Below are 14,994 nucleotides of genomic sequence, written 5' to 3'. Positions count from 1 at the left end.
ATACGTTCGAGCGTCCCCGGCAGGACCCCCACCCGGAACGGGAGTTGGGCCTTCCGCCTGCCCCGCCGGACGCGCCGGGAACGCCCTCGGGACGCGGCGGGGAAGCCCTCTGCGCATCCGCACGCCAGCCCATAGCACGAAAACCCGACATGCCACTCACAGAAGATGGAACCGGCGCAAGAAGGCTGGACAGACCCTCTTGACGGCAGGATCATGCGCGCACACCGGACCGGCACAGGGGGCGCCATGGCGGGCATGAGTGTGCAGCCGTACTGGGAACTGACCTTCGGCAAGGACGGACGCGTCGAACAGCGCGAGCGGGACGCCCTACTCCAGGGCGTCCCGGACGAAAGCCTCACCGACCTGGTCATCTTCGTGCACGGCTGGAACAACACCCGCGCCACGGCCACCGGTCTCTACCGCACCTTCTTCGCCCTCTTCCCCGCGGCCCTCGCCGCCGTCACAAACCAGGGGGAGCCGCCGCGCCTGGGGTACACCGGGGTGATCTGGCCGTCCCTGCGCTTCACGGACGAGCCCGTCGCCGCCCTGCCCGGCCTGTGGTCCGCCGAGGGCCCGCGCGGGCTGCCGCCCGGCACCCGTGAGGCCCTGGTCCTCGCCTTCCCCGGCCGGGAGGCGGTGATCGGCAGGCTGGCGGAGCTGGCCGAGCGGCAGCCGGAGGACCGGGCCCGGCTGGAGGAGTTCACCGGCCTCGTCCGCACCCTGGTCAGCCCGCGGCCGAGGGAGGCGGACCGCAACGGCGGCGGGGCCGCCGACGACGTCTGGGTCCGGGACACCGAGTCCGAGCCGACGGTCCCGGTCATGTTCACCGAGAGCGCGGTGGAGGTCTGCGACCTCTTCGCCGCCGCGCTGGAGTCCACCGGAGCCCCCGCCCCCGGCCTCTTCGGCGGGGCGCTGCGACGGGTGTGGCGCGGCGCGATCGAGCTGCTGCGCCAGGGCACGTACTGGGAGATGAAGCGCCGGGCCGGTGTCGTCGGGCGGCAGGGGCTCGGCCCGGTGGCCGGGGACCTCCTCCATGGCTCCCCCGGCCTGCGGATCCACCTCGTGGGCCACAGCTTCGGCGCCCGGCTGGTCTCGTTCGCCCTGGGCGGGCTGCCGGACGGCGTCCGGGTCCGCTCCCTGACCCTGCTCCAGGGCGCCTTCTCCCACTACGCCTTCGCGCCCCGGCTGCCGTTCGCGCCCCGCCGGGGCGGCGTCCTGCACGGTATGCAGGACCGGCTGGACGGACCGCTGGTCAACTGTCACTCGCGGCATGACACGGCCCTCGGCACGCTCTACCCCCTCGCGTCCCGGCTCGCGGGGGACGCGGACTCGCTGCTGGGGGTCGACCTGACCCGGTGGGGCGCCCTGGGCCACGGCGGCGTCCGCGAGGTTCCGGGCAGCTCCGCCCTCACCCTGGCCGAGGCCCTGACGGGCGGTCTGCCGGCCGACGGCTGCGTGAACGTCGACGCCGCGGCGGTCGTCCGGGCCGGCGGCCCGCCCTCCGGAGCCCACAGCGACATCTGCCACGAAGAGCTCGCACGTGTCGTCCTTCTCGCCGGACGGGGCATGCGCTAGCGGACGGGACCGCACCGCGGCGCGCCGGAGGGATCCGAATCGCGTCGCGGTACGTCCCTACCGTGTCGGCCTTCGCCTCCGCGTGGGCCTTCGTCGGCCGTCCGAGTCCGCTTCGCCGGAGGTGGGATGCAGTGGCAGGTTTCAGAGCTCTCGCACGAGAGGTACGCAATCCGGGAAACACCATCGCTCTGCGACGGACGTCCCTGCGCAAGTGCCTCGAACGCTTCGCCCCGTACGGTCACCGGGCCACCTGGCACCATCTGTGCGCCCGGGCGGGCCTGGCCCCCGACGACCGGGCCCCCGATCCCGAGCGGCTGATCCGGGCGCTGGAGGAGCTGGAGGAGGCCCGGGAGGTGTGGCTGGCCTACGAGGTGGAGTTCGCCGGCCGCCGTCGCCGCGAGAAGCACGACGGCATCCGCCAGCCCACCGCGGTGGACGACTGGCACCGCAACACCTGGGGCGGGTGTGACATCGTCCCCTGCGCGTCGCCCGACCTCCAGCCGCGGGCCCGGCTGGCGGACGTGCTGCGCCGGGTGATCACCGCGATGGAGTCCGCGCCCGGGGACTGCTGCCCGGTCTGCGCACAGGAGCGCATCGAGTGGCGGACGGGACTGGAGCGTTACCCCCTGGAGGGGCCGGTGTGCACCGACTGCGGCATCGTCGTACCGGTCGCCGTCCTCACGCCCGCGGCGCTGACCGCCGCGCGGCGGTACGCCTTCGCCCCGCGGTACGCGGTGGCGTGAGGCGGGGCGGAGGGGCGGGGGTGCCTGGCCCCGGTCCCGCCCTTTCACCGTTTCTGCGGGGGGCCCCGCGCCCCCGGTGAGCGCGCCTGCGGCGCGCGTCCTCAATCGCCGGACGGGCTATTCAGCCCGTCCGGCGATTGAGGACAGCGCGCGCAGCGCGCTTCGGGCCAAGCCCTAGCCCAGCAGCGACCCGCTGCCCAGGTCCCCGAACCGGTCGTCCGGGTTCGACAGCGCGCACCGGTCGAGGGAGAGGCACCCGCACCCGATGCACCCGTCGAGCCGGTCCCGCAGCCGCTCCAGCCGCTTGATCCGCTCGTCGAGCTCTCCGCGCCACGCCTCCGACAGCCGGGCCCAGTCCTCCTGGGTGGGGGTGCGCTCCTCGGGCAGCTGGGCCAGCGCCTCGCGGATCGTGGCCAGCGGGATGCCCACCCGCTGCGCGGCGCGGATGAAGGCCACGCGGCGCAGCATGTCGCGGTCGAACCGGCGTTGGTTGCCGGAGGTGCGGCGGCTGCGGATGAGCCCTTTGGCCTCGTAGAAGTGCAGGGCCGACACGGCGGCGCCGCTGCGGGCCGCCAGCTGTCCGACGGTGAGCTCGCACAGGCTCTTGGGTATCTGTGGCACCCTTCGGAGCCTACGTCACCCGTCCGGGTCCACGACGGGTCCGTGGCCGACCATGCGCAGCGCCAGCCCCGCGTACAGCTCGCCGACCTCCTCCGGGGTGCGCTTGCCGTCGTCGCGGAACCAGCGGGCGACGTCGATGCAGAGGGAGAGCACGGCGAGGCTGGTGCCGCGGACGTCGTCGACGTGGAAGTCGCCCGCGGCGACGCCGTCCTCGACGATGGCCCGGACCGCGGCGTCGGTCTCCCGGCGCATGCCGACGATCTCGGCGTGGTGGTCCTCGGCGAGCGCCCCCAGCTCGTACTGGACCACCCGCGCGGTGGTGTGGTGCTCGGCGTGCCAGCGCACGAAGGTCCGTACGGCGTCGCCCAGCCGCTCGGCCGGGGTGCCGCCGCCGTCGCGGGCCCGGCTGAGGATGTCGAGCGCGAGCCGGTGGCCCACCCCGCTGATGCGGTAGAGGAGGTCTTCCTTGGTGCGGTAGTGGATGTAGAGGGCGGCCGGGCTCATCCCGGCGCGGCCGGCGATGTCCCGGGTGGTGGTGGCGTGGTAGCCGCGCTCGGCGAACGCCTGGACGGCGGCCGTCAGCAGCCGCCGGGCCGCATCGGGCGTGACGTCCGCCCACTCCCCGGTCCGTCCGGCCCCCTCGTCCATGCCGCCCCTCCCCTTCCCGGCTCTCTCCACGTCGTCCCGGGCCCCCGGCCCCCGTCCCCCGCCCGACGGGAACGACACCTTACCCCGCTGCTGAGCGGGAGTTCGGGCCGCGTACAGGGCGCCGGGCGCGGGCATGCTGCCCTCGGGGGGCGGACGGTCCGGGGGCGGGAGGGCGGCATGGCCGGAAGGTGGGGACGGACGGCGGGACGGCGGCGGGGGACCTGGACGCGGCGGGACGGGCTGCCGCTGGCGGCGACGGTCCTGACCGGCGCGGTGGCGCTCCTCACGCTGTTCGTCGTCTTCGGCAACGTCACGGATTTCGGGACCAACCGGGAGTTCGTCCGGCACGTCCTGGCGATGGACACGACGTTCGGCGACGACGACCTGATGTGGCGGGCGGTCACCTCCCGCGGCCTCCAGGACACGGTCTACGTCCTGATCATCGTCTGGGAGGCGCTGACGGCCGCGGTCCTGGCGCTGGCGACGGCCCGCTGGGCGCGCGGGCTGCGGGACGGCGGCTTCGGCCCGGCCCGGCGCGCCACCACGCTGGGGCTGGTGCTGTTCCTGCTGCTGTTCGGCGTGGGGTTCCTGGCCGTCGGGGGCGAGTGGTTCGCCATGTGGCAGTCCTCGCGCTGGAACGGGGTGCCCGCCGCCGAGCGCAACGTCCTGCTGGCCGGGCTCGTCCTGCTCGTCGTCCACCTGCCCGGGCTCCGGGACGACGGGCCCCTGGGCTGACGCGGCGCCGGGGCGGTGCGCCCGGGGTCTCAGAAGACCACCAGGGACCGCCCGCCGCGCCCGGCGAGCATGGCCGCGAACGCGTCGGGGATGTCGTCGAGGCCGATCCGCCGGGTCACCAGGGCGGACAGGTCGAACCTGCCCTCGCGCACATGCCCGGCGACGACCGGCAGGTCACGGGCCGGGTCGGTGTTGCCGTAGACGCAGCCGGCGAGCGTCCGGCCGGAGTGGAAGAGCTCCAGGGCGGAGAAGGTCACCAGTTGCTCCTTGCCGCCGACGCCCACGACGGTGGTGCGGCCGCCGCGGCGGGTGGCCGACCAGGCGGTGCGGATGGCCTCGGCCCGGCCCGCGCACTCCACGGCCACGTCGGCGCCGTGGCCGCCGGTCAGCTCGCGGACGCGGCGGACCGTGTCGTCCCCGGCGGGTACGAAGTCGGTGGCACCGCAGGCGCGGGCCAGTTCCTCCTTCTCCGGGGAGACGTCCACGGCGATCACCCGCTCCGCGCCCGCGACGCACGCGGAGCGCACGGTGGCGAGCCCCACCCCGCCGATGCCCACGACCACCACCGACTCCCCCGGCCGCACCCGGGCGCTGTGGTGCACCGCGCCGTAGCCGGTGAGCACGGCGCAGCCGAGCAGCGCCGCCTCCGCCAGCGGTACGCCCGGGGGCAGCGGCAGGACGGCGGCGGCCCGGACGACCGTCTCCTCGGCGAAGACGGCGGTGCCCAGCCCCGGGTGGAGGGGTGTGCCGTCGGTGCCCAGCGTGGCGTACGGGGACGCGGGGACCGCCAGGCCGCTGGCGCACAGCCAGGGCTCGTCGAGTCCGCAGTAGTGGCAACCGCCGCAGGCGGGCGCCCAGTTGAGGACGACGTGGTCCCCCGGCGCGACGTGTGTGACGCCCTCGCCGACGGCGGTGACCGTGCCGGAGCCCTCGTGTCCGAGCACGGCCGGGACGGGCTGGCGCAGCGTCCCGTTCGCGAGGGACAGGTCGGAATGGCACACCCCGGCGGCGGCGACCCGGACCCGGACCTGCCCGGGGCCGGGGTCCGGGAGGTCGATCTCGGCGACGCGGAGCGGGGCTCCGACGGCGGTCAGGACGGCGGCGCGGGTCACGGAGGTCACCTCTCGATAGGGCGCGCGGGCGGGACGTGCGGGGGCCGGCCCGGGTCGCGCCGGGGACGGTGGGCGGGCGTGCGGGGAACGCGGCTCAAGGGCCGGACCGCGCCCGCCCGGGCCCGCGGGGGCCGGCCGCCCCTACAGCTGGAGCGACTTGGTCTGCAGGTACTCCTGGAGCCCGTGCACGCCCAGCTCCCGTCCCACGCCCGACTGCTTGTACCCGCCGAAGGGCGCCATGATGTTGAAGTCGCCGCCGTTGATGTCGACCCGGCCGCACTCCATCCGGCGGGCGAAGGCCACGGCCTCGTCCTGGTCGGCCGCCCATACGGCGCCCGAGAGGCCGTAGTCGCTGTCGTTGGCGAGGCGCAGCGCCTCGTCGGTGTCCCCGTATCGCAGGAAGGACAGGACCGGGCCGAAGATCTCCTCCCGGGCGACGGTCATCCCGGGGGTGACGTCGGCGAGGACGGTGGGCCGCACGTAGTACCCCTTGTCCAGGCCCTCGGGCGGCTCGGCGCCGCCGGTGACGACGCGGGCGCCCTCCGCGGCGCCCTTGCGGATGAGCTCGCGCACCCGGTCCCGCTGCCGGGCGCTGACGACCGGGCCGAGGCGGCAGTCCGGGTCCGTCGGGTCGCCGGGCGCGAACTCGGCGGCCGCCTCGGCGGCGAGGGCCACGGCCTCGTCGTAGTGGTCAGTGTGGACCAGGGTGCGGGTGAGGGCGTTGCAGGACTGTCCGGCGTTGCGGACGACGTCGGCGACGTTGGCGCGGACGGCCCGGTCGAGGTCGGCGCCGGGGAGGATGACGTTGGCCGACTTTCCGCCGAGTTCGAGGGCGACGCGCTTGACCGCGCCGCCCGCGACGGCGCCGATCCGGCGGCCGACGGCGGTGGATCCTGTGAACGAGACGAGGTCGACGCCGGGGTGCTCGGCCAGGGCCTGTCCGGCCTCCGGGCCGAGTCCGGTGACGAGGTTGAACACCCCGGCGGGCAGGCCCGCGGCGGCCGTGCACTCGGCGAAGATCCGGGCGGTGAGCGGGGTGTTCTCGGCGGGCTTGAGGACGACGGTGCAGCCGGCGGCGAGCGCGGGCGCGACCTTGGCGACGACCTGGTGGAGCGGGTAGTTCCAGGGCGTGATCGCCCCGACGACGCCGGCCGGCTCGTGGAGGACCGTCGAGGTGCCGATCCGCTCCTCGAAGCGGTGGGAGGCGGCGAGGTCGGCGTACGAGCGGGCGACCGCGACCGGCAGTCCGGCCTGGACGCGCCGGGCGAAGCCGATGGGCGAGCCGAGTTCGGCGGTGATGGTGGTGGCGATCTCCTCGTGCCGGGCGGCGAGGGCGTCGCTCAGGGCGGTGAGGAGTTCACCGCGCCGGGCGGGCGGGGTCGCGGCCCAGCCGGGCAGGGCGGCGCGGGCGGCCCGGACGGCGTCGTCGACGTCCTCGGCGGTGCCGGCCGGGACGGTCGCGATGACCTGTTCGGTCGCGGGGTTCACCACTTCGGTCCGGCCGGCTCCCCGGGCGGGTCGCCAGCCTCCGTCGATGAACATCCCGTCATGCGCGGTCACAGGTCGTCTCCTCGCGGTCGCGGTGGGCGCGGCGGCCCTCGTCCGGGCCCAACCTAACCGCCGCCTCCGCCCGCACCAAGGGCCCATCCGGTCACTTCCACTACCCCTCCGGATCCGGCGGTGCCGCGAGGAAACACGGAGGTCAAGGTCCATTGACGCATGGGGTGCCTCAATCCTACGGTCATGCAGAGGATTCCTCCGGCAGTGGGAGCACACGATGACCGGCACGGACAACGAGCAGGCGCGCAGGACGGCCGAAGGGCTGCTGTACGTCTCGGGCTTCGGCAACGAGCACAGCAGCGAGGCCGTTCCCGGCGCCCTGCCGCACGGGCGCAACTCGCCCCAGCGGGCGCCCCTCGGCCTCTACGCGGAGCAGCTGAGCGGCACCGCCTTCACCGAGCCGCGGCACCACAACCGCCGGTCGTGGCTGTACCGCGTCCGGCCGTCGGCCGCCCACCCCCCGTTCACCCGGATCGACAACGGCGGCCTGCGCGGCGCCCCGTTCACCGAGACCGTCCCCGACCCCAACCGGCTCCGCTGGAACCCGCTGCCCGCCCCCGCCGCGGGCACCGACTTCCTCGACGGGCTGTGGACCCTGGGCGGCAACGGCGACGTCACGCAGCGCACCGGCATGGCCATCCATCTCTACGCGGCCGACACCTCCATGACGGACCGCGTGTTCAGCGACGCCGACGGCGAGCTGCTGATCGTCCCCGAGCACGGCGGGCTGCTGCTGCGCACCGAGTTCGGCCTGCTGCGCGCCGAGCCCGGCCATGTGGCGCTGATCCCGCGCGGGGTGCGGTTCCGCGTCGAGCTGCTGGACGCGGCCGCGCGCGGCTACGTCTGCGAGAACTACGGGCAGCCGTTCACCCTGCCCGACCTGGGCCCGATCGGCGCCAACGGGCTGGCGAACGCGCGGGACTTCCTCACCCCGGTCGCCGCCTACGAGGACGTCGAGGGCCCGGTGCGGGTGGTCAACAAGTTCTGCGGCAACCTCTGGGAGGCGGTGTACGACCACTCGCCGCTCGACGTCGTCGCCTGGCACGGCAACCTCGTCCCGTACGTCTACGACCTGCGCCGGTTCAACGTCATCGGGTCGATCAGCTACGACCACCCCGACCCGTCGATCTTCACGGTGCTCACCTCGCCGTCGGACACCCCCGGGCTGGCCGGGGTGGACTTCGTGGTCTTCGCGCCGCGCTGGCTGGTGGGCGAGGACACCTTCCGGCCGCCGTACTTCCACCGCAATGTGATGAGCGAGTACATGGGCCTGATCGAGGGGGCGTACGACGCCAAGACGGCCGGGGAGGGCGGTTTCGTGGCGGGCGGCGGCTCGTTGCACAACATGATGTCGGCGCACGGGCCGGACCGGGAGACCTTCGACAGAGCCAGTGCGGCGGAGCTGAAGCCGCACAAGGTGGACGACGGGCTGGCCTTCATGTTCGAGACCCGCTGGCCGGTGACGCTGACCGGCCAGGCAGCGAACGCCGGACATCTCCAGTCGGGGTACGACGACGTGTGGCAAGGTCTGGAGCGCCACTACCGCCCCTGAGCGTCGCCACCGCCCCCGAACCGCCGTAGAGCCGGAGCCACCGTGACCACCTTCGCCCCCGACTCCCTCGCGCTCAACCGCAAACTGCCGCTCTGGTACCAGGTGTCGCAGTCCCTGCGCGCCTCGATACTCGGCCGCCGTCCGGACGACCCGCTGCGGCTGCCCACCGAGGACTCGCTCGCCGCGCACTACGGGGTGAGCGTGCTGACCATGCGGCAGGCGCTCAAGGAGCTGGAGGAGGAGGGGCTCATCAGCCGCCACCGGCGGCGCGGTACCTTCATCGAGCCGAGCGCCCGGCGGGGCTCTCCCGTGCGGCTGCTCGGCTCGGTGGACGCGATCGTCGCCCAGCAGTCGGGCGAGCGGACCACCGTACTCGGCCACGGCCCGGTGCCGGTCCCCGGCGAGGTGGCCGAGCACTTCCCGGGGCTGACGGAGGCGGTGGCCTTCCGGCGGCTGCGCCGGGACGGGGAGACGGACGAACCGGTGAACTGGGCGGAGAACCTGGTCCACCCGGAACTGGCCGGCCGGATCGACCTCGGGGACCTGACCCGCTGGCCGATGACCAAGGTGCTGCGCGAAGCCCTCGGCATACGCATCAGCCGGATCACGGACACGGTGGAGGCGCGGCTGGCGGACCCGGAGACGGCCGGGCTGCTCCAGGTGCCGCTCCTCAGCCCGATCCTCCACTACACGGGCGTCACCTACGACGAGAGCGGCCGGGTGGTGGACGTCGCGCGCATCCACTACCGCGGCGACCGCTTCTCCTTCACGGTCACGGTCGAGGCGCACTGAACCGTGTCAACGGTGCCGTCGGCGCGGTCGCGGCCGGTGCGCGCCGGTGCCTGCTCGGTGGAGCGGGGCGGAAGCGGGGGCCGGTGTGGCGGGTGCGGGGCGGGGAACGCCGGGGAAAACGCTCAGGGGCGGCTGCCGAACAACGACCGGCGGAGCCGGCGGAGGGGCGCGAAGAGGGAAACCCGCGCCGTCCGGCTGGATCCGGCCGCCCGCGTGTGGTCGCGCGAGGTCAGCTCGCGCATCAGCAGGGTCGCGCCCTCGGTCTCGCGCTGCGGGACGGCGGGGCCGCTCAGCACCGCGAGGTGGCGTTCGAGGCGGGCGCCGGAGGCGCCGCTCCCGTAATCGATGGCAGGCACACGCGGCCTGCTGCGCATTGTTATCTGGTCCATGAGACTCCCCACCCGTACGAGGCACCCGGCCAAGGCAGAGTAACCCTATCGCCCCATCGCGTCACCCGCGCATCCGCGAACGGATTCACCACCCCGTCAAGGGGGTTGACGATCCTGGCGTGAACCTGTCGCACAGCGGCCGTCCGACGGTCCGCCAGATGGGGTCGGGGCAGGGGGACATCACTCTCCGTTCCGGTAGGTTCACCCCGTTTTCGCTCCCCGCCACCGCCCGGCTCCGGGGTCCCGGGGCCGGGCGGCGGCCGCGGCTCAGGCCGCCGAGGAGAAGACCGGGAGGTAGCCGCCGGACTGCCCGCCCGCGGTGGGGTGGTAGGACTCGTCGACGGGCAGGGTCACACTGTGCAGCCACGCGCTGCCCGAGCACAGCTCATGACCGGCGAAGGTGGTGTTGACGTCGCCGAAGGCGAAGCCGTGGTCGGCGGCCCGCTTGGCGATGACCGTGTCGAGCAGGTCGGCGGCGTTGTTGATGGCCTTCCTCTTGGTGTCGCTCAGCCCGACGCAGACGCCCCCCAGCCTGTAGAAGCGGGGATAGCCGAGCACGACGACGCGGGCCTTGGGCGATCTGGTGCTGATGGCGGAGTAGACGCCGTCCAGCTTGGCGGGCAGCTCGTTGCGGATGAACGTGCTCGCCTGGGCGATCCGGTTCAGACAGGTGCTGTCGGAGCCGGTCACACAGGTCGTCATGGCGTCTCCGAAGCCGGCGTCGTTGCCGCCGACGCTGATGCTGACGAGGCCCGTCGTGGGGGTGAGCGGGCTCAGCTGCTTGGCGAGGACGTCGCCGGTGCGGGCGCCGGAACAGGCGGTGAAGGCGAACGACGCGGGTCTGTGCGCGGCCGACCACAGGGCCGGGTACGCCTTGTTGCTGCGTTTGCAGTCGCCGCTGGAGGACTGGTACGAGCCGGCGCCCACGCCGGACGAGTACGAGTCGCCCAGGGCGACGTAGGACGGAGCCGCCTCCGGTGCCGCCTGGGCGGCGCCGGTGCCGCCGAGAGCGAGGGTCAGGGCGAGGGCCACGGCCGATGCGGCACCCGTGATGCGGTGCAGTTTCATGGAACCTCCCTAGCAGGGTTCTCTGCCACCCCTGTGGTAGCAGCGACCCCGGACTGTCGGAAGTGTCCATGACAAAACTTGCGATGATCCCTTACCGGGATGGCCATTTGGTGAAGGATGCGGGACCCCGGGCGCGTCGGACGCCGCGCACAACCGCCCGGACGGGTCAACATGAATCCGGGGAATTACCCGAACGGCCGTCCCTCGACTGCCGGTTGACGGCCCCGCGGATTCGCCGGACGTTCACCAGACGGAAAGGCTCCGCTTGTGGCCGGTGCGCTCTCCCCGATGCCTGTTCGCACGCCCTTCACATCTTGACGGCCTTCGCCCGTTGCGCGACATTGAAGCCCGGCATCCGGCGCTTCGGGGGGCTAAGTCGCCAATGCAGAGCTTCAGCGATCCCATCGGTCTCGATGACAGTGATCTCCGCACAGCCGACACCACCGGCCGCGCCGCGCCCGGTGACCCGTCCGCCTCGGGACCACCCGGGCGCCCCGGGAGAGGGCATCCGGCCGCGGACTCCCTCCCCGTCGTCGCCGGTGTGGCCGCCGCCATGGCGGGAACGGGTGCCACGCTGGCGCTCCTGGACATCGGCTCGCCGCTGCGGGCACCCTTCACCCTCTTCTTCCTGATCGTGGCGCCGGCCTGCGGCATCGCCGCGGCGCTGCGCGGCCTCGACCCGCTCAGCCGCGCCGTGGTGGCGGGCGGCGGGGCGATCGCGGTCGACCTGCTGATCGCGCAGACCATGCTCGCGCTGCACACCTGGACGGTGCGCGGCGGCGTGGCCGCGGTCGCGGCGGTCAGCCTGCTGCTCTTCCTGCTGGCGCACGCCTGGCGCCACCGGGGCCGCGGCACGGGCGACCGGGCGACCTGACGTGGACGTCAGCGTGCACCGCCCGGGTGAACTCACCGCGGCCGACCGGGCGGCGTGGTCGGCCATGCAGGCACGGGCGGTGGAGGACGGTTCTCCGCAGCTCGGAAACCCTTTCCTGGCACCGGAGTTCGCGCTGGCGGTGGGCCGCTGCCGGCGCGGCACACGGATCGCCGTGGTCCGGGAGGAGGGCGCGCCCGCCGCGTTCTTCCCCTACCAGCGCACGTCGTTGGGGGTGGGGAGGGCGATCGGGCTGGGCGTCTCCGATGCCCAGGGGCTGGTGCACCGGCCCGGATTCCAGTGGGACGCCCGGGAGTTGCTGTACGCCTGCGGTCTCTCGCTGTGGGAGTTCGACCACCTGGTGGAGGGTCAGAAACCCTTCGAGGAGGGGGCGTCGGGCGCCTTCCCCTCCCCGGTCATCGACGTCGAGCAGGGCTTCGACTCGTATCTCGCGGCGCTGCGCAAGCAGTCGCCCAAGTTCACCCGCACCACGCTCGCCAAGGAGCGCCGGCTCGGCCGCGACGCGGGCGGGGTGCGGTACGTGCACGACGAGCGCGACCCGGCCGTGCTGCGCACGCTCATCGGCTGGAAGTCGGCGCAGTACCGAAGAACAGGGCGCAGCGACCGCTTCGCGCGCCCCTGGATCTCGCGCCTCGTCGAGCAGCTCTTCCACACCCGCGCGGAGGCGTGCGGCGGTCTGCTGTCCGTGCTCTACGCGGGTGGGCAGCCGGTCGCGGCGCACTTCGGGCTGCGGTCGCGGACGGTGTTGGCGTGCTGGTTCCCGGCCTACGACCCGAGGTTCGCGAAGTACTCGCCCGGTCTGGTGCTGCATGTGCGGATGGCGGAGGGAGCCGCCGCCGCGGGGCTGGCCCATCTGGATCTCGGGCGGGGCGGCAAGGCGTACAAGGACTCCCTGAAAACACGTGAACTCAGCGTGTCGGAAGGGTGGGTGATGAGACGTCACCCGATCGCGATGGGGCACAAAGCCCGGCGTGCGCCGGTGCGCGCGCTGCGCAACACCGTGGTCGCGCGCCCTCAACTCTTCGAACCCGCCGACCGGCTGCTCAAGCAGGTGGGACGGCTTCGCCGGGGAGTCTGAGGCGCGGCGGGCGAAATGCGCCGGTGCGCTCCGGGTGTGCGTTCGCACAGCGGACGGCGCGTCAGGAACAAAGGACACCAAAGGAGGAGGCTCCAACTCACCTCTTGCCATACAGTCTCAAGCTTCAATACCGTCGTACATCTACCCGCATCGGTCCATCAGTTCATGCGGCTCCGGGGAGGGGCTCCAGTCGCCGCGATGGATCCGGGGCGGGGCGCGGCAGGGGGTGCCGCGCTCGGCCGGGCAGATCCGTGTCGAGTCGCGTGCCGCGCGGCCTGTGCTATTCGCCAACTCACCTTGACCACATGGTGGTTACACCGCGTGGGACGGGGTGAGACCCCCTTTTCGAACCGGATACACCATGGGACCGCTCGGGGGCGGGCGGTCCTCCGGACGAGAGGGAAACCCACACTCATGAGTTCGTTCCTGCGCCCGGCGGCCGGTCAGGACCAGGCCCTCGGGACCGACGCCGGCGGCGAGTCCGTCCGGCCCCCGGAACCACCCGCCCAGTACCGCCCGGTGTCGCCGCAATTCGCGATAGCACCGCCGGTGAGCGTGGTGATCCCCGCCATGAACGAGGCGGAGAACCTGCCGTACGTCTTCAAGACCCTGCCGTCCTGGATCCACGAGGTGGTCCTCGTCGACGGCAACTCCACCGACGACACCGTCAAGGTCGCCCGGGAGCTCTGCCCGGAGGTCAAGGTCGTCGAACAGCGCGGCAAGGGCAAGGGCGACGCGCTGATCACCGGGTTCGCCGCCTGCACCGGCGAGATCATCGTCATGGTGGACGCGGACGGCTCGGCCGACGGCAACGAGATCGTCAGCTATGTCTCGGCCCTGGTCGGCGGCGCGGACTTCGCCAAGGGCTCCCGGTTCGCCAACGGGGGCGGCACCGACGACATGACGCCGATCCGCAAGCTGGGCAACCGCGTCCTCTGCTCGATCGTCAACCACAAGTTCGGCGCCCGCTACACGGACCTGTGCTACGGCTACAACGCCTTCTGGAAGCGCATCCTGGACGAGATCGCCCTGGACTGCGCCGGCTTCGAGGTGGAGACCCTGATGAACATCAGAGTCGTCAAGGCCGGCCTGCGGGTCCAGGAGATCCCCAGCCACGAGTTCGTGCGCATCCACGGCGCCAGCAACCTACGGGCCGTGCGCGACGGGCTGCGGGTCCTCAAGGTGATCCTGCACGAGCGGGGCTCCCGGCGGCGGAGCCGGACGGCCCGCGCACCGCTGGCGATCGCACCGGCCGCGAGCCGCGGGGAAGTCTCTTGAGCACAGCACCGGCGGAACGGACCACGGCGCCGGACGTCTCGGTGGTCATCTGCGTCTACACCGAGGACCGCTGGGGCGACATCCTCGCCGCGGTGGCCTCGGTGACCGCCCAGTCGTACCCGGCGCGCGAGACGCTGCTCGTGGTGGACCACAACCCGGTGCTGCTGCGCCGGCTGGCCAAGGTCTACGGCGACGACGGGCTGGGGGCGCCGGGCGGCTCGGCGGGCCGGGTGCGCGTACTGGCCAACGCCGGACCGCGCGGCCTGTCCGCCGGGCGCAACACCGGCATCGCGGCCTCGTCCGGCGAGGTGATCGCCTTCCTGGACGACGACGCGGTGGCCGAGCGCGACTGGCTGCTGCACTTCGCCGCGGGCTACGCCGACCCGCGCGTGATGGCGGTCGGCGGCAGCACCCGGCCGGCCTGGGCCTCGCGGGCCCGGCCCGCGTGGTTCCCCGAGGAGTTCGACTGGGTGGTGGGCTGCACGTACCGCGGCCTGCCGCCCGGCCGGGTGGAGGTGCGCAACGTCCTCGGCGGCAACGCCTCGTTCCGCAGGTCGGCGCTGACCGCCGTCGGCGGGTTCGCCTCCGGCATCGGCCGCGACGGCCACCGGCTGCCGCTGGGCTGCGAGGAGACCGAGCTGTGCATCCGGCTGACCCGGGCGGTGCCCGGCGCGGTGCTGCTGATCGACGACCGCGCGGTGATCCACCACCGGGTCCCCGCCGAGCGGGAACGGTTCGGCTACTTCCGCACCCGGGCGTACGCCGAGGGCCTGTCCAAGGCGCTGGTGGCGCACAGCGTCGGCGCGCGGGACGGGCTGGCGACCGAGCGCCGCTACACCACCCGGGTGCTCCCGGCGGGCGTCGCGCGCGGGCTGCGCGACGCCCTGCTCGGCCGGCCCGGGGGTGCCGGGCGGGCGGCGGCCATCGTCGCGGGGGTGGCCGCGGCGGCGG

General features: G+C 73.6%; 15 protein-coding genes. 9 read left to right on the top strand and 6 right to left on the bottom strand.

From position 1 onward, the window contains the following. The first annotated feature begins 246 nt into the window (after positions 1–246). Positions 247–1,575 (top strand): serine-threonine protein kinase, encoded by a 1,329-nt coding sequence (locus HN013_RS29570; protein WP_171171661.1) that lies wholly within the window; start codon positions 247–249, stop codon positions 1,573–1,575. A gap of 131 nt (positions 1,576–1,706) precedes the next feature. Next, entirely contained in the window at positions 1,707–2,318 is a 612-nt protein-coding gene (locus HN013_RS29565) for a hypothetical protein (protein ID WP_171171660.1), read from the top strand. Positions 2,319–2,492: 174 nt separating this feature from the next. Here HN013_RS29565 and soxR read toward each other — a convergent pair whose 3' ends face one another. Further along, the gene (soxR, locus tag HN013_RS29560) at positions 2,493–2,939 is read right to left on the bottom strand and encodes a redox-sensitive transcriptional activator SoxR (RefSeq protein ID WP_171171658.1); all 447 of its coding nucleotides are present in this window, start codon (positions 2,937–2,939) and stop codon (positions 2,493–2,495) included. A gap of 15 nt (positions 2,940–2,954) precedes the next feature. Further along, a complete protein-coding gene (locus HN013_RS29555; RefSeq protein ID WP_171171656.1) occupies positions 2,955–3,587 on the bottom strand; it encodes a TetR/AcrR family transcriptional regulator in 633 nt (210 codons plus the stop codon). Positions 3,588–3,764: 177 nt separating this feature from the next. On the opposite strand from HN013_RS29555, the gene HN013_RS29550 reads away from it, so the two are divergent. Beyond that, positions 3,765–4,322 (top strand): DUF2165 domain-containing protein, encoded by a 558-nt coding sequence (locus HN013_RS29550; RefSeq protein ID WP_171171655.1) that lies wholly within the window; start codon positions 3,765–3,767, stop codon positions 4,320–4,322. Positions 4,323–4,351: 29 nt separating this feature from the next. Here HN013_RS29550 and HN013_RS29545 read toward each other — a convergent pair whose 3' ends face one another. Together HN013_RS29545 and HN013_RS29540 are read right to left on the bottom strand one after the other, a co-directional pair. Further along, positions 4,352–5,434, bottom strand: a complete 1,083-nt coding sequence (locus HN013_RS29545; protein WP_171171653.1) for a Zn-dependent alcohol dehydrogenase — start codon at positions 5,432–5,434, stop codon at positions 4,352–4,354. Positions 5,435–5,575: 141 nt separating this feature from the next. Further along, positions 5,576–6,994, bottom strand: coding sequence for an aldehyde dehydrogenase family protein (locus tag HN013_RS29540; RefSeq protein WP_171171651.1), 1,419 nt, complete (start codon positions 6,992–6,994; stop codon positions 5,576–5,578). Positions 6,995–7,211: 217 nt separating this feature from the next. Between HN013_RS29540 and hmgA the strand changes: the two genes are divergently transcribed. Then, positions 7,212–8,546: a homogentisate 1,2-dioxygenase gene (hmgA, locus tag HN013_RS29535; protein WP_171171650.1), complete on the top strand. Its 1,335-nt coding sequence runs from the start codon at positions 7,212–7,214 to the stop codon at positions 8,544–8,546. Between the two features lie 42 nt (positions 8,547–8,588). Then, entirely contained in the window at positions 8,589–9,338 is a 750-nt protein-coding gene (locus HN013_RS29530) for a GntR family transcriptional regulator (RefSeq protein ID WP_171171648.1), read from the top strand. 122 nt (positions 9,339–9,460) lie between these two features. On the opposite strand, the gene HN013_RS29525 is transcribed toward HN013_RS29530, so the two are convergent. Next, positions 9,461–9,727 (bottom strand): hypothetical protein, encoded by a 267-nt coding sequence (locus tag HN013_RS29525; RefSeq protein WP_171171646.1) that lies wholly within the window; start codon positions 9,725–9,727, stop codon positions 9,461–9,463. Positions 9,728–9,994: 267 nt separating this feature from the next. Next, positions 9,995–10,795: an SGNH/GDSL hydrolase family protein gene (locus HN013_RS29520; RefSeq protein WP_171171644.1), complete on the bottom strand. Its 801-nt coding sequence runs from the start codon at positions 10,793–10,795 to the stop codon at positions 9,995–9,997. 382 nt (positions 10,796–11,177) lie between these two features. Between HN013_RS29520 and HN013_RS29515 the strand changes: the two genes are divergently transcribed. From HN013_RS29515 to HN013_RS29500, 4 genes are all read left to right on the top strand, one after another. Next, complete coding sequence (locus HN013_RS29515) at positions 11,178–11,669, top strand: hypothetical protein (protein ID WP_171171643.1); 492 nt, start codon at positions 11,178–11,180, stop codon at positions 11,667–11,669. A 1-nt stretch (position 11,670) separates the two neighbouring features. After that, positions 11,671–12,765 (top strand): GNAT family N-acetyltransferase, encoded by a 1,095-nt coding sequence (locus HN013_RS29510; RefSeq protein ID WP_171171641.1) that lies wholly within the window; start codon positions 11,671–11,673, stop codon positions 12,763–12,765. A 414-nt stretch (positions 12,766–13,179) separates the two neighbouring features. Continuing rightward, a complete protein-coding gene (locus tag HN013_RS29505; protein ID WP_171171639.1) occupies positions 13,180–14,043 on the top strand; it encodes a glycosyltransferase family 2 protein in 864 nt (287 codons plus the stop codon). Next, a partial coding sequence (locus HN013_RS29500) for a glycosyltransferase family 2 protein (protein ID WP_171171636.1) occupies positions 14,040–14,994 on the top strand: 955 nt, incomplete at its 3' end. The genes HN013_RS29505 and HN013_RS29500, both read left to right, overlap by 4 nt.

Source organism: Streptomyces sp. I05A-00742 (assembly GCF_013055795.1).
In the GTDB taxonomy this organism is placed as follows: domain Bacteria; phylum Actinomycetota; class Actinomycetes; order Streptomycetales; family Streptomycetaceae; genus Streptomyces.
Note: the sequence above shows the minus strand (reverse complement) of the source record. Positions and strands in the feature narration are given on the sequence as shown.